This is a genomic window from Gordonia sp. NPDC003376 (assembly GCF_053589235.1).
Map to the genome: position 1 here is coordinate 1 of NZ_JBSFRM010000047.1, position 25,256 is coordinate 25,256.

Annotated in this window: 18 protein-coding genes; 9 read left to right on the forward strand and 9 right to left on the reverse strand. The window is 66.4% G+C overall.

The window, feature by feature from the left end; all coding sequences use genetic code 11:
- Window positions 1-103: 103 nt before the first annotated feature.
- Entirely contained in the window at window positions 104-1,360 is a 1,257-nt protein-coding gene (locus ACWDUA_RS25140; protein ID WP_449753754.1) for an acyl-CoA dehydrogenase family protein, read from the reverse strand.
- Window positions 1,361-1,510: 150 nt separating this feature from the next.
- Here ACWDUA_RS25140 and ACWDUA_RS25145 point away from each other — a divergent pair, with 150 nt between their 5' ends.
- Together ACWDUA_RS25145 and ACWDUA_RS25150 are read left to right on the forward strand one after the other, a co-directional pair.
- Window positions 1,511-2,185: a TetR/AcrR family transcriptional regulator gene (locus tag ACWDUA_RS25145; protein ID WP_449753755.1), complete on the forward strand. Its 675-nt coding sequence runs from the start codon at window positions 1,511-1,513 to the stop codon at window positions 2,183-2,185.
- A gap of 18 nt (window positions 2,186-2,203) precedes the next feature.
- The gene (locus tag ACWDUA_RS25150; protein WP_449753756.1) at window positions 2,204-3,634 is read left to right on the forward strand and encodes a phosphotransferase family protein; all 1,431 of its coding nucleotides are present in this window, start codon (window positions 2,204-2,206) and stop codon (window positions 3,632-3,634) included.
- On the opposite strand, the gene ACWDUA_RS25155 is transcribed toward ACWDUA_RS25150, so the two are convergent.
- Genes ACWDUA_RS25155 through ACWDUA_RS25170 form a run of 4 tightly spaced genes read right to left on the reverse strand, consistent with a single transcriptional unit; the run spans window position 3,525 to window position 8,589 of the window.
- The gene (locus tag ACWDUA_RS25155; RefSeq protein WP_449753757.1) at window positions 3,525-4,472 is read right to left on the reverse strand and encodes an SDR family NAD(P)-dependent oxidoreductase; all 948 of its coding nucleotides are present in this window, start codon (window positions 4,470-4,472) and stop codon (window positions 3,525-3,527) included. The two genes, ACWDUA_RS25150 and ACWDUA_RS25155, sit on opposite strands and share 110 nt — an antisense overlap.
- Window positions 4,473-4,516: 44 nt before the next feature.
- Window positions 4,517-6,070: an AMP-binding protein gene (locus tag ACWDUA_RS25160; protein ID WP_449753758.1), complete on the reverse strand. Its 1,554-nt coding sequence runs from the start codon at window positions 6,068-6,070 to the stop codon at window positions 4,517-4,519.
- Window positions 6,071-6,097: 27 nt separating this feature from the next.
- Entirely contained in the window at window positions 6,098-6,958 is an 861-nt protein-coding gene (locus ACWDUA_RS25165; RefSeq protein WP_449753759.1) for a PaaI family thioesterase, read from the reverse strand.
- Complete coding sequence (locus tag ACWDUA_RS25170; protein ID WP_449753760.1) at window positions 6,955-8,589, reverse strand: class I adenylate-forming enzyme family protein; 1,635 nt, start codon at window positions 8,587-8,589, stop codon at window positions 6,955-6,957. The genes ACWDUA_RS25165 and ACWDUA_RS25170 overlap by 4 nt, the downstream gene beginning before the upstream one ends.
- Before the next feature lie 162 nt (window positions 8,590-8,751).
- Between ACWDUA_RS25170 and ACWDUA_RS25175 the strand changes: the two genes are divergently transcribed.
- Window positions 8,752-9,543: an enoyl-CoA hydratase/isomerase family protein gene (locus ACWDUA_RS25175; protein ID WP_449753761.1), complete on the forward strand. Its 792-nt coding sequence runs from the start codon at window positions 8,752-8,754 to the stop codon at window positions 9,541-9,543.
- A 1,621-nt stretch (window positions 9,544-11,164) separates the two neighbouring features.
- Complete coding sequence (locus ACWDUA_RS25180) at window positions 11,165-11,794, forward strand: TetR/AcrR family transcriptional regulator (RefSeq protein ID WP_449753762.1); 630 nt, start codon at window positions 11,165-11,167, stop codon at window positions 11,792-11,794.
- 29 nt (window positions 11,795-11,823) lie between these two features.
- Here ACWDUA_RS25180 and ACWDUA_RS25185 read toward each other — a convergent pair whose 3' ends face one another.
- The 4 genes from ACWDUA_RS25185 to ACWDUA_RS25200 form a co-directional block, all read right to left on the reverse strand.
- On the reverse strand, window positions 11,824-12,654 hold the full coding sequence (locus ACWDUA_RS25185) for an SDR family NAD(P)-dependent oxidoreductase (RefSeq protein WP_449753763.1): 831 nt from the start codon (window positions 12,652-12,654) through the stop codon (window positions 11,824-11,826).
- 101 nt (window positions 12,655-12,755) lie between these two features.
- Window positions 12,756-13,424 (reverse strand): YoaK family protein, encoded by a 669-nt coding sequence (locus tag ACWDUA_RS25190; protein ID WP_449753764.1) that lies wholly within the window; start codon window positions 13,422-13,424, stop codon window positions 12,756-12,758.
- 48 nt (window positions 13,425-13,472) lie between these two features.
- Window positions 13,473-15,026: a D-alanyl-D-alanine carboxypeptidase/D-alanyl-D-alanine-endopeptidase gene (locus tag ACWDUA_RS25195; protein WP_449753765.1), complete on the reverse strand. Its 1,554-nt coding sequence runs from the start codon at window positions 15,024-15,026 to the stop codon at window positions 13,473-13,475.
- A 169-nt stretch (window positions 15,027-15,195) separates the two neighbouring features.
- Window positions 15,196-17,049, reverse strand: a complete 1,854-nt coding sequence (locus ACWDUA_RS25200; RefSeq protein ID WP_449753766.1) for a sigma-54-dependent Fis family transcriptional regulator — start codon at window positions 17,047-17,049, stop codon at window positions 15,196-15,198.
- Window positions 17,050-17,240: 191 nt separating this feature from the next.
- Between ACWDUA_RS25200 and ACWDUA_RS25205 the strand changes: the two genes are divergently transcribed.
- The 5 genes from ACWDUA_RS25205 (at window position 17,241) to ACWDUA_RS25225 (ending at window position 25,032) form a co-directional block, all read left to right on the forward strand.
- Window positions 17,241-19,148 (forward strand): hydantoinase/oxoprolinase family protein, encoded by a 1,908-nt coding sequence (locus ACWDUA_RS25205; protein WP_449753767.1) that lies wholly within the window; start codon window positions 17,241-17,243, stop codon window positions 19,146-19,148.
- A gap of 50 nt (window positions 19,149-19,198) precedes the next feature.
- Window positions 19,199-19,627 carry an acetone carboxylase subunit gamma gene (locus ACWDUA_RS25210; RefSeq protein WP_449753768.1) on the forward strand — a complete coding sequence of 143 codons (429 nt, stop codon included), beginning with the start codon at window positions 19,199-19,201 and terminating at the stop codon, window positions 19,625-19,627.
- 37 nt (window positions 19,628-19,664) lie between these two features.
- Window positions 19,665-21,794 (forward strand): hydantoinase/oxoprolinase family protein, encoded by a 2,130-nt coding sequence (locus ACWDUA_RS25215; protein WP_449753769.1) that lies wholly within the window; start codon window positions 19,665-19,667, stop codon window positions 21,792-21,794.
- A 38-nt stretch (window positions 21,795-21,832) separates the two neighbouring features.
- On the forward strand, window positions 21,833-24,139 hold the full coding sequence (locus ACWDUA_RS25220; RefSeq protein WP_449753770.1) for a hydantoinase B/oxoprolinase family protein: 2,307 nt from the start codon (window positions 21,833-21,835) through the stop codon (window positions 24,137-24,139).
- 95 nt (window positions 24,140-24,234) lie between these two features.
- Window positions 24,235-25,032, forward strand: a complete 798-nt coding sequence (locus ACWDUA_RS25225; RefSeq protein ID WP_449753771.1) for a hypothetical protein — start codon at window positions 24,235-24,237, stop codon at window positions 25,030-25,032.
- Window positions 25,033-25,256 lie beyond the last annotated feature (224 nt).

Consider the following 25,256-nt stretch of genomic DNA (forward strand, 5'->3'; position numbering starts at 1 on the left):
GGCTGGTACCGCCTCGACGAACACGAACGCTCCCTCGGCGCCGCCCAGGGCCGCGAACGCGTCAAGGTCGTCGAACGCGAGGACATGCTCGCCGCCAGCAGGGTCAGACCCTTGACCCCGATCCCATGAACCCGAAGAGATGACCGGCGACCTTGCGGATCTGGATCTCCTCGGCTCCCTCGGTGATCCGGTACCGGCGATGGTGGCGATACATGTGCTCGAACGGCAGATGCCGGCTGTAGCCCATCCCGCCATGGATCTGCATGGCGCGATCGGCGGCCTCGCAGACCAGCCGGTTGGCGCGATAGTTCGACATCGACACCCGGTCCGACACGGCCATGTGTTCGGCGTGATCGAGTCGGGCCGCGGTGTCACGGATCAGCATCCGCAGCATGGTCGCCTCGGTGTGCAGTTCCACCAGCGGCCACTGGATGGCCTGCCGGGTGGCCAGCGGCTGCCCGAAGGTGACGCGTTCACGCGCGTACTCTGCGGATCGGTCGATACAGTACTGCGCTGCACCGAGGCTCGACGCGGCCTGCCGCACCCGGTTCTCGTGCACGAAGGTCTGTGCCACCTCCAGACCGCGTCCCTCCTCTCCGAGGATCACCGAATTCGGCACGCGCACATCACGAAGGCTCACATCGGCGTGGTCGGTGGGCATGTTCAACGTCCACCGGAACCCGTCGACGGAGAAGCCCGGTGCGGTGGCGGGCACGATGAACGCGGTGATCCCGCGCGCATGCCCAGGCTCCCCCGAGGTGCGGGCGAAGATGAGATCGTGTGAGGCGATGTGCATCCCGGTGTTCCACCGCTTCTCGCCGTTGAGGATCCAGTCGTCGCCGTCGCGGGTCGCGGTGGTCTCCATCCACGTGGCGTCGGACCCGTGGTCGGGTTCGGTGAGACCGAAGGCCAGCCCGCGCTCCCCCGTGATCTGATTCTCGGTGAACTCCTGCTTCTGCTCGTCGGTCCCGAACCTCCAGACCAGGTGCAGGCTCGGGAAGTTGCCGACCACCGACGACTCGTCCTGCAGGTCGTTGTGCAAACCCAGCCCGCGGTGCGCGAGATGTTCACGGATCACCGACATCTCGTGGCTGGTGGCGTCATGTCCCCCGAGTTCGGCGGGCAGATCACGCCGTAGGAAGCCTGCACGGTCGGCCCGGTCTCGCATCTCCATCAGCAACTCATGCCAGTCCGCCCTGGGTGTGCCACCCGCGTCGAAGTCGGTGCGGGCCCACTCGCGGCGATGATCGAAGAACCGCTCGTTGTCGTCCTGCGCCTGCAGCGGCACGATCTCGCGCTCGATGAACGCGTCGAGATCATCGAGCACCTGTCGTGTTGCCGCCGGAATACCACTGTCCATCCGAAATCTCCTCCATGAACGATCGTTCAGACCACGCTAGCGCGGAATCCGACGGAGAACATACGAATTCTACGAACACAGAGCATATCCACGGTGCTAGCGTGGGAATATCGCCGAAGAGATGAACAATCGATCAGAGGAGGTTTCGCGATGACGTCGTCGACCAGATCCGCGTCCCGACGGCCGGCCCAGCCCGGGAACCCCCAGGCACCGAGTTCGGTGATCCACCACTCCGACGACCCGATCGCCACGGCGATTCTCGACGCCGCCGTGGCCACCATGGCCGCCAAGGGCTATCACGGCACCTCGGTTCGCGACATCGCCACCGTCGCAGGCGTCGCATCGGGATCGATCTACACCCACTTCGGTTCCAAGCACGATCTGCTGATGCTGATCATGAACCGCGGGATGGACGGGCTGATCGCCTGCACCGAGGACGCACTCTTCCACGCCGGCACCGACCCCGCCGATCGTCTGCGCGCCATCGTCGGCGCGCACGTCCGGGTGCACGTCTCCGGTCTGCGTGAGAGCCTCCTGGGCAACTCCGAACTGCGGAGTCTCGACCCTTCCGCCCGCGAGCTGATCGTCAGCAAGCGAGATACCCAGCGCCGCATGTTCGATCGCGTGATCGTCGACGGTGTGGACCGCGGCGCCTTCCACACCGCCGATCCCATCGCGGCCTCGCGGTTCATCGTGACGGCATGCACGGCCGTCGCCACCTGGTACCGCCCGGATGGCCCGATGGGTGCGGAGGAGATCATCGAATCCCACCAGCGGATCGCCCTCGACACCGTCGGCCATCACGATCCGTCGGCTGCCCGCTGACCGCACCGGAGACCGCTGATGACGCACACCCCACCAGATCCCACCCTCGCCGACGTCCTGTCCGCACGGGTCGGCACCGCACTCGGCCGTCCGTGCACCCTCACCGGACTGCAACGGGTGACCGCCGGGGCGAGTCGCGCCACCTGGGCATTCGAGGTCACCACCGCCGACGGCGACGTGCGCGCCCTGATCCTGCGCCACGATCCGGCCGGGGCCGAACCCGATGAGATGGCCAGGGAGGCAGCAGCACTCACCGAGGCACGACGGTCCGGGGTGACGGTACCCGAGGTCCTCACCGAGAACCGCGAGACCACCGGTCCGCTCGCCGGCTCCTACCTGATCATGGCGCGGGTCGAGGGCGAGGCACTGCCGCAACGGCTGCTGCGCGACGACGCATACGCCGCGATCCGCCCCCGACTGCCCTATCTGATGGGCCGCGAACTCGCGCGGATTCACCTGATGGAACCGTCGGCGTTCACCGATGCCGGTGCCGGCGTGGGCCTGCCGTTCGACGATCCGCTGGAGGAGATCTACGGCCGGTATGTCACCACCATGACGCCACGGCCGATCCTCGACGCGGCATTCCGCCGGCTGGCGGCCACCCGGCCGTCGACCGAACGGATCACCGTGGTGCACGGCGACTTCCGCAACGGCAACCTGCTGATCTCACCCGACGGCATCGAGGCCGTCCTCGACTGGGAGCTGGTCCACCTCGGCGATCCGATGGAAGACCTGGGGTGGTTGTGTTGCCGCACCTGGCGGTTCGGCTCCCGCGAGCCGGTCGGCGGGTTCGGCTCCCGGGACGAGCTCTTCCGCGGCTACACCGACGAGAGCGGTATCGTCCCCGACCCCGCCACCGTCGACTGGTGGGAGCTGTTCGCAACCGTCCGCTGGGCCGTCATCTGCCAGATGCAAGCCGATCGCGGCGACGAGCCCGGCACCGACAACACCATGGAACTCCTCGCCATCGGGCGTCGGATCGCCGAGTGCGAGCACGATCTGCTCGAGCTTCTCGGATGGCAGCCATACGCGCTGAACCTCGACGACCCCACCGAACCGGCCACCGACCTGTTCGACATCCCGACATCGGCGGACCTGATCTCGGGGGTCAGGGACTTCCTCCGCACCACCGCATCCGACGACCCGACCGTCGCCTATCGCACCAAGGTCGCCGGACACATCCTCGGGATCTGTTCGCGCGAGGCGGAGTTCGGCGACACCCTCCGGGCACAGCATCGGGAGCTGTTGCAGCGTAAAGGTTATCGGGACGATGCCGACCTGGCCCTACAGATCCGCGGGGATGCCGCCGACGTCGACGACCCGACGATCCGCGCGGTGATCACCCACGCGATCGCGGCCCGGCTTGTGGTGGCGAATCCGCGCCACCACCAGTCCCCACCCCGCGTCCCCACCGGTCCGGATGAGGCCGATCACACACGTCCTCGGTGATCACGTCCGCGAAGTCCGCGGCGCTCCACCCTGATTCGTGATCGAAGGTTGCCACCGCCCGAGGATGCGACCACACCGACAGCTCGGAGCCGTCGAACGACAGGCACTGTCCGTGGACGTGCGCCGATTCCGGTCCCGCCAGGTAGCCGACGATGGGTGCGACCGACTCGGGTGGCGGGAAGCCGAGTTCGTGGTGGACGTCGTTCCCGGTGGTGAAGACCCCGGTCATGTCCGTCGCCGCCACCGGTGCAAGGCAGTTGACGGCGATACCGTGCCGGTGGAGTTCGAGGTCCATCACCCGGGTGAGACCGACGATGCCCGCCTTGGCCGCGGCATAGTTGGCCTGGCCGAACATCCCGAACAGGCCCGCGCCCGAGGTGACGTTGACGATCCTGCCGCCGCCACCGGAACGCATGACGCCTGCCGCGGCCGAACTGCACGAGAACGTTCCGCGCAGATGCACCGCGACCACCTCGTCGAATTCCGCGACGGTCATCCTGGAAAACGACCGGTCCCGCGTGATCCCGGCGTTGTTGACCAGGACGTCGATCGAGCCGAACTCGTCGGTACACAGCGTGATCAGGTCGCGGCAGAACTCGTCCTCGGCGACACTGCCGGCCAGCCCGACGACGGTGGCGCCGCTCGCCCGCATCTCCGCGACCGCCCGCTCGGTGGACTCGCGGCTCGTGCCGCACACGACCACCGCCGCCCCGTCGGCGGCCAACGCCTCGGCGAATGCCCGGCCCAGTCCGCGGGTCGAGCCGGTGACGACCGCGGCGACCCCATCGAGTCGCCGCGGTCGGACATCAACGGTCACGCCGAGGTCTCGAGTCGTCATGTGCGTTCCCTCCTCTTTCCCGGTGCGCTTCATCCACTCGGCGTCTACGTCCGGGGCATCGCCGGTCCTGGTGTCTCGTAAAGCTCCTTGAGCTTGTTCTTCTGCAGCTTTCCGGTGGGTGTGCGCGGTAGTTCGTCGACGAAGTCGACGGTCTTCGGCACCTTGTAATGGGCGATGCGCTCCCGGACGTAGGCGACCAGTTCGACGCCGGTGGCCCCGTCGACGACCACCCCGTCCTCGAGCTGGACCACCGCCTTGACCTGTTCCCCCATCTCGGGGTCGGGAACGCCGATCACGGCGACATCGAACACCTTGGGGTGCAATGCCAGTACATCCTCGATCTCCTGCGGGTAGATGTTCACCCCGCCGGAGATGATCATGAACGCCTTCCGGTCGGTGAGATACAGATAGCCGTCGTCGTCGAGGTATCCGACGTCACCCACTGCAGTCCACGTCGGATGGTCGGGATGCTGTGCGGCAGCTGTTTTCGTCGGGTCGCCGTGGTAGGTGAAGGGCAACTCGTCACGTTCGAAGTAGATCGTCCCGATCTCACCGACGGGGAGGTCGTGGCCGGCGTCGTCGCAGATGTGGGCGATTCCCATGACGCTCTTGCCCACTGAGCCCGGCCGCTCGAGCCACTGCGGCGAGGTGATGTACGTGAAGCCGTTGGCCTCGGTCGCACTGTAGTACTCGAACAGGATCGGCCCCAACCAGTCGATCATGGCGTGTTTGACGTCGATCGGGCACGGTGCCGCGGCGTGGACCATGACCCGCAACGACGACAGGTCGTGGCGTTGCCGGACCTCGGTGGGCAGCTTCAGAAGCCGGATGAACATGGTCGGAACCATCTGGATGGCCGTGACCCGATACGTCTCGATCTGGGCGAGAGTCTGCTCGGGATCGAATCGTCGGGCGAGCACGACGGTCCCGCCCCGCGCGAGGATTCCGGCGCACCACCCCAGCGGGGCCGCGTGGTAGATCGGGGCCACCGACAAGTACACGTCGTCCTCGCCCAGGCCGAAGAAGGCATCGAGGAGGGCATAGAAGGGTTCACCGGGTTCGTCCACCTGACGATCCGGCAATGGCGGTTTGATCCCCTTCGGAAACCCGGTGGTGCCGGAGGAATACAGCATCATCGCGCCGCACGGCTGATCGGTCAACGGGGCCGCTGCGGTCGCCACTGCGTCCTCGTACGAGTCGAATCCTGTGACGGCACCCCCGAATGCCAACCGGAGTCCGACACGCTCGGTGAGACCGATGACCTCCGCTGCGAGATCGGCGAGATCCCCTGCCACGATCAGCGCGGAGGCGCCACTGTCGTTGACGATGTAGGCGATGTCGGCCGGTGTCAGATGCCGGTTGACCGCGGTGATGTACATCCCGGCGCGGCGGGTCGCCCAGTAGACCTCCATCACCTCGACGGAGTTCGTCGACAGCACCGCCACCGTGTCACCGCGGCGCAGTCCGGCATCGTGCAGCACGCGGGCGAGTGCGGCGGAGTCGTCCTCGAGTTGCCGGTAGGTCAGGATGCGACCGGTTTCGGCGACGATGATCGCAGCCTTGTCGGGGTTCGTGCGTGCGGTGGTTCCCGGATACATGGCGGTCCTCTCGGATCGTGCAGGTGGTCAGCGTGGTTCGGGTGAGGTGGTGTGGAGAACGGCGCTCAGACGGGTTCCGGGCTCCGCCGGTCCGACGCCGAGCTCGGCGTCGATGAACGCCAGCGTGCGTCCGATCCGGCGAGGCCGGACCGAGATTGTCAGCGGGCCGGCATCGGCCGGGAGTGCCCGGAGGTATTCCACCGCGACGTGGGTCAGGGCCCGACCGGTACCGATACGGGCCACGATGAGCGCTTCGACGGCCGCACACAGGATGGCGGCCTGGACGCCGCCGTGGACCACACCGGACGGATTCATATGTTGCGGAACGACTTCGAGGGTTCCGGTCCCGGAGTCGGTGTCGAGCTCGATGCCGAGCAGCCCGGTCAGCGAGGGCACGTGCGACACCTCTCCGTTCCCGGTACTCGCGTACGGATCCGGGACCCCACCGGAGTCCAGGACAAAGGTGCCCATTCCCGTGCCCACGAGAACTCCTGTTGTACTGCGAATCTCACAGGTACTTGTGCCCAAGACGCCGTGGGCGAGCGCCGACCGTCCCACACCCCGGACCAGATCGGAGCCGGCGAGCGCACCCGGATCGACATCGAGGTCGATACGGGATGTCACACAGCCGGCACCGTTGGTCACCGTGGCCCGTGCGAGGAGCAGATCGACCATCGGCATGAGCCATCCGGGGTTCGCCTCCCCGGGCGGGGTGAGGCAATCTGCGGCGACGCCGCCGGGGACCTGTCCGAGCAGCCGTACGCCGAACAGTTCGTCGGGCGCACAGGTGGGGCCCACAGTGCGTATGCCGGCGATATCGGTCATCACCGCGATGTCCTCGTCGAATCGCCCTCGCGCAGCGGCATCGACACGGTATGTCGCGGTCACACCCGGCTTCCCGGTCCGTTGACATGCGCATCGGTCTCGGTGGCGATGTCTGCCGACTCCGCCAGCCGGAACTTCTGGATCTTGCCCGATGCGGTGGTCGGAATATTCTCCACGACATGCCATTCCACGGGGAACTTGGCTCGGGCCAGCTTCAGGCGGTCCAGGTGTTCGAGGTAGGGCTGCGCACCGTTCCAGACCACGTCGTCCACGAGCGTGATCCACGCGCCGACGGCCTCTCCGAACCGCGGATCGGCGACGGCGGTCACCGCGGCCCGACTGATGTCGGGGTGCGACATGAGCGCCGATTCGATGTCCTGCGTGGAGAACTTCTCACCTCCCCGGTTGACGATGTCCTTGGATCGCCCCGTCATCTGCACCCAGCCGTCGCGGACCCGCCCGACATCTCCGGGATAGAACCAACCGTCGGCATCGATCTGCGCTGCGGTCACGACCGGATCGGTGTAGCCGTCGAACAACTGCGGTCCACGAATCCGGAGCTCGCCGATCGCACCTGCCGGCAGCACCTGACGGTCGGCGTCGACAGCCTCGATCTCCATGCCCGGCAGGAGCCGGCCATCCCACTCGGCTCGTCGTTCGAGAGGATCGGAACCATCTGCGGCGGTGCAGATTCCCGCGGTCTCGGTCATACCGTAGTTCCGTGTGGCACTGACTCCCACTTCCTGCGCCTCACGGATGAGTGTTGCCGGAATGGTGCTGCCCGCACAGAGATACTGATCGAGCCGATGCCCGGCACCGGCACCCCGCCGGTACCGGTCGATGAGTTCCTGCAAGAAGATCGTGGCACCCATCATGGTGGTGACACCTTCACGCTCGATGAGCTCGACGGCATCGTCGGCATGCCAGCCGGGCATGATCACCGAGCGTGCGCCGAGATAGGCAGGCAGGATGAGTCCGGCCACGAAACCACCGAGGTGCGACAACGGCGTCGCAGCCGCCAGTACCGTGGTCTCGTCGAGATCCATCGCATCGGCGAAGTTCCGGACATGGGCGATCAGCGCACGTGAACTCAGCAGCGCCCCTTTGGGAGCCGACGTGGTCCCCGAGGTGTAGAGGATCAGTGCAGGCTCGTGGGGTGCGAGTGGTTCGGGCAACGCCACCACATCCGTTGCCGACATCGGCGGTACCTCCGTCCAACCGACGCGCGCCCCGCCGACCGAGAACTTGACCTTCGGTGTATGCCCGATCGCCTCGAGCGCGGCGTCGATCTCGCGCGACGGCTCGCGGTTCCCCATGGCGTGGGCGACGGCCACAACCGTCGGCCGCGCGTCGGCCAGGATCTGCGCGCTCTCGTGTTCCCGGTAGATCGGGACCACGGGGACGTTGACCGCGCCGATCCGGAACGCCGCGACCTGCAGGACCAGGGCTTCGAGACAGTTGGGCAGCTGAACGAGGACACGATCACCGCGCTTCACGCCACTTTCCACCATCACCGACGCCGCGACATCGACCCATCGGGCGAACTGACCGTAGGTCAGTCGATGCTCGTTGAAGGAGAACAGCTCCCGGTCAGGAAACCGTGCGGCCTGATGCCCGATGAGATCGCCGATGCGTTCGTCTGCCCACAGTCCGAGCTGCGCATACCGCTCGGCACGCGTGGCGGTGTTGGTCATCTATACCCTCCGGGGATGGTGTGTCGTATGCAACAAACTGTACATTCTGTTCGACTAGTTGTGAAGGGAAACCAAGACACGATGTACGCTTTGCCTACGGGCCCCGTCGTCGGGCCGGACTCACATCCGAGATCAGATTCACTGAACAGCAAGGAAATGCACATGTCGAAGTACGAATTCCTGCTCACCTCCATCGAGGACGGCGTGGGAATCATGCAGCTGAATCACCCGGAGAAGCGCAATGCACTCGGCTGGGAGCTGCATCACGAGATCATCGCCGCGCTCGACGAGTGGGCATACGACGACGAGGTCGCCGCGGTCCTGATCATCGGCAACGAGGACTACTTCTGCGCCGGATGGGCACTCGACGTCCTGCAGGGCACCGACGGTGCGGACCGGACCAGGTTCACCGACCTCGCCCTGCAACTCATGGTCGCGATCTACGACTACCGTAAGCCGACCGTCGCGGCCGTGGCCGGCGTCGCCCCCGGATACGGGATGGACGTGGCCAACATGTGTGACATCACGATCGCCTCCCGGACCGCATCCTTCGGATCCACCCAGGTGAAGTATGCGATGAACGGCTTTTACCACGGGATTCTGAGCAAGACGAACACCCAACGCGCCCGACGCATGTTGTTCACCGGCGATCCGATCTCGGCCGAGGAGGCGCAGCGATGTGGCCTCGTCGACGAGCTGGTCGAACCCGGCACCCTCCGGGAGTCGGCGTTGCGGCTGGCCAAGCAGATCGCGGAGAACGGCTCCGAGCTGACCACGGTGCTGAAGGAGGTGGCCTTGCGCGCGCAGAACATGGATCACATCGGCGCGACGGCTTACGAGTTGCGGGTCACCCACGATCTCGTCCAGCGCGGCCTGTTCGCCCGGCAGATCGCCACCGGACTCGATCGACTGAAGTCGGGCAGCAGCCGCGCCACCGAACGCACCGCCCGCTGAGCAGAACGACCAACCACCTCAGAGGCGCCTCAAACACCGTCGATCAGTTGATGATCGAGCCAGGACTCCTCTTGCTGATCGAGCCGGGACCGAGCGAAGCGAGGACCCCCCGAACGATGATTGAGCCGGGACCGAGCATCGCGAGGACCCCCCGAACGATGATTGAGCCGGGACCGAGCATCGCGAGGACCCGAGTCGAAATCACCGCAGCCTGCATCGGATGCGTAACCACCTCAGAGGTGAATCAACCATCAACTCGGCGTATCCGATTGAGCCGGGACCGAGCGAAGCGAGGACCCCCCCCCGAACGATGATTGAGCCGGGACCGAGCATCGCGAGGACCCGAGTCGACATCTCCGCAGCCAACGTTGGACGGCAACCACCTCCGACGTGGTCGCGTTGGCGAGCTCGGCCGCCAGAGGTTTCGACACGACTCGTCGCTACGCTCCTCGTCGGCTCAACCACCAACTCGGCGTTACTGATTGACACGGCACCCCTCTTGATGATTGAGCCGGGACCGAGCATCGCGAGGACCCGAGTCGAAATCACCGCAGCCTGCATCGGATGCGTAACCACCTCAGAGGTGAATCAACCATCAACTCGGCGTAGCCGATTGAGCCGGGACCGAGCGAAGCGAGGACCCCCCCCCGAACGATGATTGAGCCGGGACCGAGCATCGCGAGGACCCGAGTCGACATCACCGCAGCCAACGTTGGACGGCAACCACCTCCGACGTGGTCACGTTGGCAAGCTCGGCCGCCAGAGGTTTCGACACGACTCGTCGCTACGCTCCTCACCGGCTCAACCACCAACTCGGCGTTACTGATTGACACGGCACCCCTCTTGATGATTGAGCCGGGACCGAGCATCGCGAGGACCCGAGTCGACATCTCCGCAGCCAACGTTGGACGGCAACCACCTCCGACGTGGTCGCGTTGGCGAGCTCGGCCGCCAGAGGTTTCGACACGACTCGTCGCTACGCTCCTCACCGGCTCAACCACCAACTCGGCGTTACTGATTGACACGGCACCCCTCTTGATGATTGAGCCGGGACCGAGCATCGCGAGGACCCGAGTCGACATCACCGCAGCCAACGTTGGACGGCAACCACCTCCGAGGTGGTCACGTTGACGAGCTCGGCCGACAGAGGTTTCGACACGACTCGTCGCTGCGCTCCTCGTCGGCTCAACCACCAACAGCCGCGACCGAGCATCGCGAGGACCCGAGTCGACATCTCCGCAGCCAACGTTGGACGGCAACCACCTCCGAGGTGGTCACGTTGACGAGCTCGGCCGACAGAGGTTTCGACCCACACCAGATCCGCGGGCGCGACGGCGCGTAGGACGACGCCGAGTTCGACCGCCTCTCGTCCGTCTGTTTCCCGGCCGGCGTGGTGACGGTCGGGGCGATCCAGCGCGATCACCCGGACGGCTCCGGCGCCGGTCACGGTGATGGTCGTGGGGCCGTCGGCTGTGTCCATGGGTTCCTCCGCCACCACAATAGAGACAAAACGTGATGTTCGACTCAATTCATCGTACGCGCTGTTCGATTATCACGAGCGCGTGGACAACGTAGGGTGTAGGCACATCAATGAACAGCGACGTGGTTGAGGAACGATTGGATGGCCGGACAGACCAAGGGCGCAGCACGGACCCCCGGGCGCGAGCGTCAGCGCGCAGCCACCGTGCGACGCGCCACCGATGCCGCGGAGGGACTCCTCAACGACGGTGTCGCCTTTTCCGAACTCAGTGTCGAACAGGTCATCTCACGAGCGGGTATCGCCCGCTCGACGTTCTACTCGCATTTCGACGATCTCGGACATCTGCTCCGCGCGTTGGGTGAGGACGTCGTCACCGACATCATCGGTGCGGCCCGCCTGTGGATGGGACTCGACGACGCACCCACACGGGAACAACTACGGGATGCGCTCGAGGCGGTGATCAGCACCTACCGACGGCGCGAGAAGCTCCTCGCCGCACTCGCCGAGGCCTCCACCACCGACCCCGTCGTCCGCGAGGAGTTCCACCAACTCTTCGCCGCCGGCCTCGCCGAGGTCGCCAAACACATCCGGCACGGACAGGACTCCGGCACCATCCGAGCCGAGGTGGATCCGGAACCCACTGCCGGATGGTTGGTTTGGATGATCGAGCGTGGCCTGTATCAGCAGATCCGAGTTGCCAAGCCGCGCATGGTCGGCCGCCACGTAGACGCGCTCACCGACATCATCTGGCAGACGTTGTACAACGTGTGACCTCGGTGATCGACTGCTGATCGACCCACTTACCCGATCCCGACCAGTTCCTCCGACGCTCGCCACAGACCGTCGATGAGTTCGGGCTTGCTCGCCTGCCGGTTCTCCCGGCCGTTGGCGGTGAATCGGCTGAAGTACACGCCGTTGATCTCCGGGTCGGCACCGCGGTTGGCCAACGCGATCAGCGGTGCTGCGCCCTGTTCGGGGGTGATGGTGCCGACCCGTTTGAGCGGTGACCGGTACAGTAGACCGACGAGAACCGAATCGCGACCGAATCTGGTCGCGGCGGGTCCGGGATGTACTGCGGCCGAGATGATCCCGTCATCAGACCAACGTTCGGCGATACCTCTCGTGAACAGGATGTTCTCCAGCTTGCCCGTTCCGTAGCACCGTAACTCCCACTGTCGGCGGCGGGCGAAGTCCAGGTCGTCGAGGTCGACGCTGCCCACGAGGTTGCCGATGCTCGCGGTGTTGAGCACCAGCGCACCTGGCGCCGCCGCGAGGCGCGGGCGGAGCAGATTGGTGAGCAGGAAGCCGCCCAGATGATTGATCTGGAAGTTCGGCTCATGGCCGTCGGCGGTCTTCCGACCAGGGTCGAAGGTGCCACCCGCGTTGTTCATCAACACGTCGATGTGCTGCACACGCTCACCGATCTGTTCGGCGAGTGTGCGCACGTCATCGAGTCTCGCGTAGTCGGCGGTGAACGCGGTGGCACCGGTCTCCGCGGCGATCGCCTCGGTCTTCTCCGCCGAGCGCCCGACGACGATGAGATCGGTCCCCTCGCCGGCGAGTTCTCGAGCCGCCACGGCACCGATGCCGTCGCTGGCCCCCGTGATCACCACTGTGCGCGTCGTTGTCATCCAGAGTGTCCCCTCGTCTCGGCATTACCCGTCCATCATCCGCGCCGCGGCACCGTCCGGCACGATGATCGCCGTATCCGGGTCGAGGGTGACCGTCGTGATCAGGACCCGGGTTCGGTGCGGCGCTCGTCCACGACGAACAGGACGAGCGTGACCGCGAGAGACGCCGCGGGTATCCAGGCCGCCCGTACCCCCAGCGCGTGTGAGGCGAACGCACCGATCACCGCACCGACGGCAAAGATGCCCACCACACCGGAATACACACGGAATGCATTTCGGGACAATGGATCTCGTTCGATGATCGTGGTGTATCCCGCCTCCACCAGGCGCATGAGATTGCCCGTCGTCGCCACCGAGACATAGTTGAGGTCGCCGATACTTCGAAACAGCTCGATCTGTATCGCGGCGAGAAACGAGATCGGGATGGTCGCGATCCACTCCGGCGCCGTGGCGGGGACAAAACCCACGCCGAGCAGAATCAGCGCGAGCACGCCCATCGTCGCACGGATCGGATGGGGCAGGATCCCGTCGAGTCGCCCCGTCTTGACGTGCACCGCGACACCCACGCCCAAGACGAAGGCGATGATCGGCCACAGATGTCCCAGCGCCTGATGCCAGTGCCGCCCGGCGAGGTCTATCCCGAAGAAGATGACGTTGCCGGTCTGCGCGTTCGCGAACACCCCACCGCGGACCAGAAAGGTGTAGCTGTCGAGGAATCCGCTCGCGCAGGTGAGCAACAGCGCGAACCGCAACGACGCGGATGTCTGCATCAGATCCTTCCCCCGACCGAGGTCATGGTGGTGTTCCCGGTGCGTCCCTCATGCCGTCCGCTGCAATACCAGCGCGACCTCACCGACCTTCCCCATCACGGCCAGTGCGTGATCCACGTCGTCGACGGTGGTGGCGTTGAAGATGATGGTGAAGGCGAGGTCGCGCCCCGATTCGGTGGTCATGTATCCCGAATATGATTGCGCCGCATAGAAGAGCGTGCCCATCGTCGGATAGCCGACGATGCGCGATCCGGTCTTCGCCCGGATCTTTCCCTGCGCAGAAGTGCCCTTGCCGAGGGAGGCGAGGGAGCCGTCGACCCCGGCCACCGGAAACGCATCTCGCATCAGGTCTCCCGTGGGCGTGCCGTGGATTCCGCGGAGGAACTCCACCTGTCCGCGTGCGCTGGTGCGGTTGTAGTCGATGCTCCCGGCCGGATCGAAGATGAACACCGATCCCGTGGGCGAGCCGACCTGGGTGATGTTGTCCACCACCGCCCGGACACCCGCGACGCAGTCGGTACCGTTGCGCGCCACGGCGATCAGGCAGGCGAACAGATCGGCGCCGCGGTTGTAGCTGACCTTCTGGACCACGGTGACCCGCTCCCGCGTGGTGGCCGACTCCCACGCCGCGAGCGGGGACTGCGGATAGGTCTCCCGACCTGGAAGCCGCGCGTCGGGGTTGGTCGGGGCCGAACCCGCCACCCGCACCCGGGCATCGGTGAGTACCTCGATGAAGGCGCGCCGGGCGAAGTCCACCGGATCGTCGATCTCGGTGTTACGGACGCTCACCCCGGCGCCCGACCCGATGGATCCGGTGACCCGGAACGCACCGGGGCCGGTCTGCGTCACGTCGATGTCGACGTCGTCCCCCTCGACGGTGCGCGCCTGGTTGTCGACGGAGACGAACCGTAGACCCGGGATCAGCCGCAGCGCCGGCGGCTCTCCCACCGCACCCGGGGTGAGCACCACATCCAGGACGTTCTCGTTCACCCAGATGCTGTCGATCCGGCCGTCCGGCCAGTCCAGGACGGGTTCGAAGTAGCGGTTGTCGACGATCACGTCCCCGGTGACCGTGGTGACCTGACCGGCCACCTGCCGCGCCAGGGCCCGCAGAGCGGCGAGCGGATCACCGTGTGGCAGTTCGACCGGGAGCAGACCGGTGTTGGCCTCGTTGTGATCGAAGCCCGTGAATTCGAGCTCCTTGCCGGCGCGGTCCCGCAGTCCGAAGCTGTAGTCGCCACGTCCGACGAGGACGAGATCCCCGGCGAGGGTACCGTCGGCCACCGCTCCCACGCCGTGGACCGGTGTGGTGATCCGGGAATCGGCGCCGAGCACCTCGAGTGCGGTACCGGTGGTGAAGGTCTTCTGGATCGACCCGGGGACCAGCGGTGCCGTCGGGTTGAGTTCATAGACGGTATCACCGGAGTCGACGTCCACCGCCTGGATGCTCCAGGCCCCCTCGGTGAACGGCTCGGCGGAGACCACCTTGCCGATCTCGGTGGCGACATCGTCGGGGGCGGTGGAAGCCGAGCATCCGGCGAGGGCGAGTCCCAGGACCAGCGCGATGATCAGCGACTGCGGCGTCGATGGGCGACGAAGCATGGGTGACTCCATTCCAGGTCCGAGCCCGCAGCCCACACCTCCCGCGATGCTAAGGCGACGAGTACCCGACCGCCCGGCAGAACGCAGGATTCGACTCCGACCACCGGTCGATCTCGCCGGTCGATCACCGCAGGCACCCGCCGTCGACGGGTGCGTCCGGTCCCTGGACTCAGGCGGTGATCCCGTAGCTCTTGAGCTTGCGGTACAGCGTCGACCGCGACATGCCCACCTCGGTGGCCGCCGCGACCCGGTTGCCCCCGTTGTTCTGCAGTGCCGCGACGATCATGTCGCGCTCGGCGTTCTCCAGCGGGGTCAGCGTGCGGGACGACACCGTGTGGCAGTAGGCGGGCAGGTCGGTCGCCTGGATCTCACCCGCCGGACGCCGGTGCAGCGCGTGGTTCAGCGCTTCCCGAAGCTGAGAGATGTTGCGCGGCCACGAGTAGTGCGTGATGATCCGCCACGCCTCCGGACTGAACCGGACGCTGCGTCCGCCGGCGAGCTCCGCCGACAACGCGGACACGATGGCGTGGAGATCATCGGTCCGGCACCGCAGTGGTGGTACCGCGATCGACCCGTCGAAGTGGGAGAGCAACTGCCGGAACGGAAGATGCGAGTCGAGCGCCGAGTCCGACAACGTCGCGAGGACCCACACCGGGCCGTCGACCGCACCGATCCGGGTGAACAGTGCGTCGAGGCGTTCGACACCGCCGGTGGAACACTGATCGATGTTCCGCACGATCACCAGGGTCGGCTCCTCGACCTCGTCCACCAGCGGCGGCACATCGGCTGCCCGGTCATCACCGTCGAACTGGGTGGCATCGATGACGACGCTGCGGGCGCCGGAATACAGGGAATGGAACAGTTCGCCGGCGAGCGTGAACTTCCCGGTCCCGGTCTCGCCCATCACCACGACGGGCCGCCGGTGCTCGAGCGCACTGCGCAGGTCGTCGCAGGCGCGCTGCCATGCCGGTGCCCGGCCGGCGACCACGGAAGTGTGCTTCCGGCCCAGGTCACCGGCCAATGCCGTCGTCGCCGCCGTGGCCACCCCGGCGCTCGGGAGCCGTTGCACCCCGAACCCCTGTGCGGCGACCGGGCGTGGTTGTCCGCGCGAGATCACCTCGGCGGTCACCACCATGCCGACCACGGCACTGCCGATCTCGATGCGGGTACCGCGGATGTGCACCAATCGTCCGCCCGGCAGCGCCATCGTGTCGCTGGTGTGACCGTTGCGACTCATCAAAAAGGTGGCGTGCTCACGGATGGAGCGTTGCTCGTCGGCATCGAATCCGTTCTGCGCGTTCGCGTTCGCCATGAACACCGCGTCACCGAAGGCGAACACCGCATGCCGGCCCGAGCGCGCCGACGCCCGCAGGTAGGTCGTGAAGATCGCCTGCTGCGCCTGGCTCCGATCCATCAGCAGGTTGTTGCCGATGTCCTTGGCAGCGCTCTTGACCACGGCGTGCATCGCCGGACTCCACGTCGTGGTGAGCGTCGAGATGTCGAGGATGCCCTCCACCCGACCGGTGACCGGGTCGATGATCGGTGAACCGGTGCAGGCGAACGGTTGGAGTTGTTCGGTGAAATGCTCGGGCCCGATGACGCTGATCGGCCGGCCGGCCTCCAGGACGGTGCCGATGCCGTTGGTGCCCACCGTGTTCTCCGCGTAACGGAACCCGGGCGCCAGTTCGACGCGGTCGAGCAGCCTGCCGACGGCCGGTGAGACGTCGATGCGTCGCACGATGCGCGCCCGGCTGTCGGTCAGCGCCACCACCAGGGGCATCTCGACGATGTCGCTGATCAGCTGGTCGAGTACCGGTTGCGCACAGCGGTGCAGCAGCGATCCGGTGTCGATGTCGTCGGTGTACTCGCTGCGCGGTGCCATCACGTCCACGCCGGCCTTGTGGCTGCGTTCCCACGAGGCGACCACGGTGTCGGGGACACCGGCCGCGCCCTGGACCCCGGAATCCAGGAAGTCCGCGCGGGCCGCCGCCACCCTCAACAACCGGTTCGCACTGTTGGGCATCGTCGCTCCTCACCCGGGCCGGGCACTCGTTTCGGTCCTCGACCCATCGTGGATGAGGCCCAAGTCATAGTCCAGCGCGAATGTGTCCGATCTTGACACACCTCGAGTGACTGAGACCACACCAGAGTGAGAGATCGATGTGGCGCACGCCACTCGACCCCTCCCCATCCACTGGCGACGAACGGACCGGTATGGACACACTCATCAACATCGACAACGGGGGCACGCTCACCGACATCTGCGTGTGGGACGGCTCCTCGATCAGCTTCACCAAGACCCTCACCACCCCGCATGACCTGTCGGAATGCCTGTTCACGGGCATCGAGAAGGCCTCGGAGAAGCTGTACGGAAGCGCCGACACCACTCGTCTGCTGCATCAGGCGCAGCACATCCGCTACTCCACCACGCAGGGCACCAATGCGCTGGTCGAGCGACGTGGACCGATGATCGGCGTGATCACCACCGTCGACGGTCTCGCCGGACAGATGCAGCGCAACGACGCCCAGACCAAGCTGTTCGACGGTCTGATCGGCGACCGTGTGCTGACCGTCGACGCCCACGCCGACTCCCTCGACTTCGACATCGTGCAACTGGTCAACCGGCTGACCACGCAGGGCGCCGCCCGCGTCGTGGTGGTCGGTGACGACACCGAGGTGGAGCGCACGCTGCGCAATGTGCTGCTGCGACGCTTCCCGCGGCATCTGCTCGGGTCGGTGCCGCTGATCTACAGCTGGGAGCTGGCCGGCGACCGCGACGACGCCCGCCGCGCCTGGTCCTGCGTGATCAACTCCTTCCTTCACCCGACCATGGAGCGATTCCTCTACGGTGCCGAGCGTCGGCTCAAGGAATACAAGGTGGCCAACCCGCTGCTGGTGTACCGCAACGACGGCGCCTCCTCCCGCGTGGCCAAGTCGGTGGCGCTCAAGACGTACTCGTCAGGACCGCGCGGCGGACTCGAGGGCACCGCGGCGTTGGCCCGCGTGTACGGCCTGCCGCACGCGCTGATGATGGACATCGGCGGCACCACCACCGACGTCGGTATGGTCCGCGACAGTGAGGTCGCCGTCCTCGACCGCGGCGCCATCGAGGGTGTCGACATCTCCTATGAGATGAGCGACGTGCGCTCGACCGGTGTCGGCGGGTCGTCGGTGATCGCGGTGACCGACGGCACCATCACCGTCGGCCCCCAGTCGGTCGGTGCCGCGCCCGGACCCGCGTGCTTCGGTTTCGGCGGCAAACAGGCCACCATCACCGACGTCAACCTGCTGCTCGGGGTGCTCGACGCCGACACCTACCTGGACGGGACCTTCACCCTCGACGCCGAGCGGTCGCGCGCGGTGATCACCGAGACCATCGCCGAGCCGCTCGGGATCGGCCTGGACGAGGCCCTGATCCGGATGGAGCAGGCGTTCTTCACCGCACTGGCACAGTCGTTCTCGTCGTGGGTCGAATCCGACACCACCCTGCTCGCCTTCGGTGGTGCCGGCCCGATGAGTGCCGCCGGTGCCGCGCGCCGGGCCGGTGTGCGCCAGGTACTGATCCCGCGCACCGCCGCGGTCTTCTCCGCCTTCGGGATCGCGTTCTCCGATGTCGGCAAGACCTATGAGGTGGTGATCGACGAGACCACCGCCGACGCGGCGCTGGCGACCCACAACGATCTGCTCGCCCGCGCCGAGCGGGACATGTTCCAGGAGGGCTACTCGCTGCGCGCCTGCGAGACCCGGTGGCAGCTGGTCCTCGAGAGCACCGACAGCGGATCCCGCTCACGGGTGCCGTATGCCCCGGGAGACGACGTCGACTACCCCGGTCACACGCTCACCCTGGAACTCACCACCGTCGCGCCGCTTCCGCATCCCGAGCTCGGGACACAGGAATCTGTCACCGAGACACCGGCCCCGGCGAGCGGGACCCGTCGGGTCCGGTCGGCCGCCGATACCGTCGACGAGGTGCCGGTGCACGTGCTCGAGGAGCTCTCCCCCGGACACAGCGGTTCCGGGCCGGCCATCATCGAGGGCCCGTTCTTCACCGCCCGCGTCCTACCCGGCTGGCATTTCCGGGTCACCTCGGCCGGCGACCTGCTGCTCACCGACGTCGGCTGACCCACCCCGAACCGACTGTCCCCCACTCCCGTACGAAAGGAGGGACTCCGATGCGAGTCCCGATGACCGAATACCTCCTGATCGACCTCGACACCGAACGCTGGGTGTGCCGCGTCTGCACCCAGGACATGGGCTCGGCCCACGACAACTACAAGCCGGGAACGCTGGTGTACGACCGGGATCCCCGCGAGATCCACCAGCCGATCATCGACCCGGAGCGCTACGAGTACACCTTCAGCCCCGATCCCACCTACTGCCGCATCGTGGAGTACTACTGCCCCGGATGCGCCACCCAGATCGAGGTGGAGTACCTCCCGCCGGGCCATCCGCCGGCCAACGACATCCAGGTCGACGTCGCCGCGCTGCGGCGGCAGTGGGCCGAGCGTGGTCTCGACGCCGAGGAGGTCTTCAACTACGGCCCCGGCGAGGACGCCCAGGCCTACACCGCGGCACTCAAGGCCGCCGGCCAGATCCGTTGACCCGCCCCCACCACACGATCATCTCTCGGGAGAACCCATGAAACGCATCTCCGTTGACATCGGCGGAACCTTCACCGACTGCTTCTTCGTCTGGGACGACATCTACGTCGATGCCAAATCCCTGACCACACATCACAATCTGGCGATCGGCTTCAACGACGCCCTCGACCTGGCCTGCAAGCGTGCGGGTCTGGACCGCTCGACGGTGCTCAGCGAGGTCGACTCGGTGCGCTACGCCACCACCCTGGGCACCAACGCCCTGATCGAGCGCAACGGCCCGCAGGTCGCCGCGATCGTCACGCACGGATTCGAGGACACCATTCCGCTCTCGCGTGGCCGCGGATACGGTGAGGGTCTCGACTATTCGATGCAGCAGAACCTGCCTGCTGCCGAGCGACCGGAACCTCTGGTGCCCCGCGCCATGATCCGGTCGGTCAAGGAGCGCATCAACTCCGCCGGAAAGGTCGTCGCCGCACTCGATCCCGACGACGTCCGGTCGGTGGTGCGCGAACTCGTCGACGCCGGCGCCGAGGCGATCGTCGTCTCGCTGACCAATGCCACCGAGAACCCCGAGCACGAGCTGGCGATCCAGGAGATCATCCTCGACGAGTTCCCGCCGCATGAGCTGGGTGCCATCCCGGTGCTCCTCGGTCACCAGGTGTCCGGCCGCAAGGGCGAGTACGTGCGGGCCACCTCGACGATCATCGACGGGTATCTGCACGAGATCATGTTCCACGCGCTCTCGCAGCTGTCGAACAACCTGCGCGACTTCGGCTATGACAAGCCGATGCTGGTGATCCACAACTCCGGCGGTATGGCGCAGATGAACTCCACCGATGCGCTGCAGACCATCCACTCCGGTCCGATCGCGGGTGTCGGTGCGGCCGAACATCTCTCCAACGAGACCGGCATCGGACACGTCATCTCCACGGACATGGGCGGGACCTCCTTCGACATCGGTCTGGTCCCCGAGGGCGGCGTCAAGCACTACGACTTCCTGCCCACCATCGACCGCTGGCTGGTCAGCGTGCCGATGGTGCACCTCGACACCCTCGGTGCCGGTGGCGGTTCCATCGCGAGCTACGACCGAATCCACAACTCGGTCAAGATCGGTCCGCAGTCGGCCGGCTCCAACCCCGGCCCGGCCTGCTATGACCGCGGTGGTCTCAAACCCACGGTGACCGATGCCGATCTGATCCTCGGCTACCTCGATCCGGACAACTACGCCAACGGCTTCATCAAGCTCAACCCGAAGCGTGCGCGGTTCGCCCTCGAGGAGAACCTGTGCGATCACCTCGACATCGACGTCGTCGAGGTGGCGCGGGTGATCAAGGACGGCGTCGACGAGCAGATGGCGATCGGCATCGGCAAGGAGCTGCGCGTGCGCGGCTACCTGCCGGAGGACTTCACCATGCTCGCCTACGGCGGCAACGGGCCGCTGCACGCCTGCGGCATCGCCCGCCATGCCGGGATCAAACGGGTTCTCGCCCCACCGTTCTCGTCGGTGTTCTCCGCGTGCGGCGCAGGGAACATGCGCCAGCTGCACTTCCACGAGCGCGGGGTGCACGTGACCATGTACAACGCCACCACCCGCTCGCTCTACGCCGACTACGCCGAGTTCAACACGGTGGTCGCCGAACTCGAGGCCAAGGGGCGCGAGGACCTGATCCGCCAGGGCTTCTCCGCCGACGACGTGCGGCATCGCCTCGAGCTCGACATGCGCTACGGCAATCAGCTGCTCACCCAGGCGGTCACCCTGCCCGACATCAACCGGATGGACGGTGTGGGTGACGTGCTGGAGATCATCAAGATCTTCGGTGATGTGTACAGCCACCGGTTCGGTGCGGCGTCGGCGGCACCGGAGGCCGGGATCCGCTGCAACACGGTGCGCGTGGCCTCCTACGTCGAGGGCGACGTGGTGAACTTCGACGAGCTCACCGCCGGCGGCGACCGCCGCGAGCCGGCACCGGCCGGACATCGCAAGGTGCACTTCATCGGCCACGCCAAGGCCATCGACACCCCGGTCTACGACCAGGACGCGCTGACCGCCGAGTCGGTCATCCACGGGCCGGCGATCGTCACCACCGAGAACACCACGTTCCTCGTGGAACCGTCGTGGCGACTCGAACCCACCCCGCAGGGTGCCGTCTGGTTCCTGCAGGACTGACCCTTCACGCACATCGACCAAATCTCTGAGGACACACGATGACTGCACTCAACGACCGGCCCACCGCCCCCGCACTGACCGCGGAGGAGCAGGAGTGGGTCGACAAGTTCATGGACGAGACCACGCTGTTCCTGGGCCCCGATCGCGAGATCATGCGCAGCCACAGCATCTCCGAACGCTCCGACCACGAAGAACTGGCCATCGCCGCCGGTGTCGACCGGATGCAGGTGGAGCGCATCCGCAAGCGCATCGCCGGCGCGCTCGACGAGGGCTACGAGATGTGTGAGGCGCAGGGTGCCGCACCGGGCGCCAAGTGGGGCGATCTCACCACCGCGATCTACACGGCCTCCGGCGACGTCTCCTACCTCTCCTGCCACGGCGTGATCGCGTTCAGCGCGATCCTGCACCACCCGATCCGGTACGTCATGAAGTACTGGAAGGACGAGCCCACGGTCGGCATCCACGAGGGTGACGGCTTCATCCACAACGACGCCCGATACGGCAACGTCCACAACACCGACCAGTCGATGATCATGCCGATCATCCGTGACGGCGAGATCATCGCATGGGTGGCCGCCACCATCCACGAGGGCGAGAACGGCGCCTGCGAGCCGGGCGGTATGCCGTCCGGGTCGGAGACCGCCTTCGACGACGGCCTGCGGATGAGTCCGTTCAAGATCGTCGAGCGTGGCCACCTGCGTCGTGATCTGCTGACCTTCCTGCAGCATTCGGTGCGTGACCCCAAACTGCAGCTGGCCGATCTGAAGGTCAAGATCACCGCGGTCAACAAGATCATGGAACGCGTGAACAAGGTGATCGACGAGGTCGGCGTGGACACCTTTGTCGGGGCGCTGCGCACCACGGTGGAGGACGTCGACGCCGAGGTGCGTCGACGCATCGCCGAGTTGCCCGACGGCACCTACCGTTTCGATCAGTTCATGGACTCCACCCTCAAGGAGAACATCCTGATCAAGTTCGCCTGCAAGATCACCATCAAGGGCGATCACATGACGGTGGACCTGCGGGGCACCGGTCCGGAGATCCTCAACCGCGCCATCAACTCGCCGCTGTGCTCGGTGAAGTCGATGATGATGCAGGCGATCCTGGCGTTCTGGTGGCCGGACCTGCCGCGCTGCACCGCCGCGATGAGCTGCATCGAGATCATCTCCGACGAGGGGACCTGGGCGGACGCCTCCTACGACGCACCGATGGGCCAGTCGCTGCAGGCGTCGTTCCGCGGGTTCTCGGCGATGCAGGCGCTCTACAGCCGGATGTCGTTCTCCACGCCGCACAAGTACTCGAATGTGGTGGCCAACTGGTTCAACCAGATCAACACATTCCTGTGGGGCGGCATCACCCAGCACGGCGACATGGTGGGCAACCTGTGCGCCGACCTCAACGGGATGCCCGGTGGCGCAAAGCCGTTCCGGGACGGCGAGGACGCGGTCTCCCCGCTGTTCTGCGCGATGGCCGACACCGCCGAGCAGGAGGTGATGGAAGAGGAGGTGCCGTTCATGCAGCTGGTCGCCAAGCGCCTGGTGCGGGACAACATGGGCTTCGGCAAGTTCACCGGCGGTATGGGTTACGAGATGATCGTGTCCGCCGAGGGCACCCCGCAGTGGGGTTTCATGACGGTGACCTCGGGCGCCAAGTTCTCCTCCATCTACGGCATGTACGGCGGATATGGTTGCGGCACCTACCCGTTGGCGATGGTCAAGGGCACCAACGTCTACGAGCACTTCCGCCGGGACAACAAGACCTTCGACCTGTCGATCGAGAAGGTGATGAACGAACAGCCGTTCCCGGACGGCCGGTACTCGACCTACCACATGGGTCTGCAGTTCGACCTCGCCAAGGACGGCGAGCTGTACATGATCAGTCAGGGCGCCGGCGGCGGCTACGGCGATCCGCTGGAGCGCTCCCCGGAATCGGTTGTCGCGGACGCGGAGCTGGGCCGGATCAGCCAGAAGGTCGCCGAGGACATCTTCGCCGTCCACTACGACCCGACCACCTTCCGGCTCGATGTCGAGGGCACCGACGCCGCTCGCACCGCCGCGCGCAAGGCACGGCTCCAGCGGGGTAAGCCGTTCGCCGAGTTCTGCGCCGAGTTCGTCCAGCCCGAACCGCCGAAGGACCTGCACTACTACGGTTCCTGGGGTTCGGACACCGACGACCTCACCGCGACCGTGTTCACCATCGACGGCCCCAGCCGGGTGACCGCTCCGCTCGCCGAGTTGCCGCTGATCAACATCCCGGATCGCCGCGAGGTGAAGATCGGCGCGCTCGAGCGCCGGGTGGCCGAGCTCGAGGCCAAGCACGGCGAGAAGGTCCGGCGCCTGCGCTGATCTCGCCCCTGACCGGCCGGGTGCGTCCACCTCACCCCCGCGGTGGAGGCGCCCGGCCTTCCCTCCCCGATTCCCTGACATCCCAGGAGTTCCCCATGAGTCTTGCCGGCCTCACCTCGGCACCGCCCAGCGGACGGTCGCGTCCGCTGCTCATCGACGACACCGCCTACGCCACCGCCGTCATCCGCCAGGGCGCCCCCATCCCGTGGACCGATCTCGCCGCGCTCGTCGGCCATTTCGGACAGACCCGTTCCCTGCTCGACCCCGATGCGGTGTGGCTGGACGTCCGGCGCTGGCAGCAGGCTCAGCTCGACCACACCCCTGAGCTGATCGCCGAGATGGGCAAACGCTCCCGTACCGGCTACGCCCTGCGAACTCTGCTCGCCGACGACGACCTCGTCACCGGCCTCGTCACGGCCCTCACCACCATCGGTACGTCGTCGCGGCGACCCGTCGTCCTGCACGTGCCGTCCCCGGCGAGCTGGCTGTCGTGGGCACACGACGTGGCGGGTACCGCGCTCGACGAGGTGGACGAGGATGCAGCCGACAGCGCCTCGATGTACATCGCCGAATGGCTCGGACGCCTCGGTGCGGCGCCGGTGTCCCTGGTCCTGCTCGACGCCGTGGGGTCTCCGGCCGATACGCGAGAAGTACTGTCGGAGTATGGTTCCGTGACCAACGTCGCCAAGCACGTCGGCTGGTCGGTGGCCTTGCGTCACGCCGATACCGTCGAGGTCACCGACGACGTCGTGATCACCACCGTCCCCGACACGTTCTGGACGTCGTCGGGCGATCCCGATCCCGAGATCCTGGGTGCGGACATCCTCTTGGCAACGATCCCCGCCGACGCATCCCCCGAGCACGTCCTCGATCGGCTGGCCACACTACGCTGACGGCTCGGTCGCCGATCCGACAACCACGTCCGAGGTGGTTGCGTCGACGAGCCCGGCCGACAGAGGTTTCGACACGCCTCGTCGCTCCGCTCCTCACCGGCTCAACCACCAAAAGCATTCCACCCATTGATGATTGAACAACCCAGCCCTATCGATGGTTGAGCAGGTCGTCCTCGCGAAGCGAGGCCGCCCGGCCGTCGAAACCTCTGCCACCCACGCCGGAA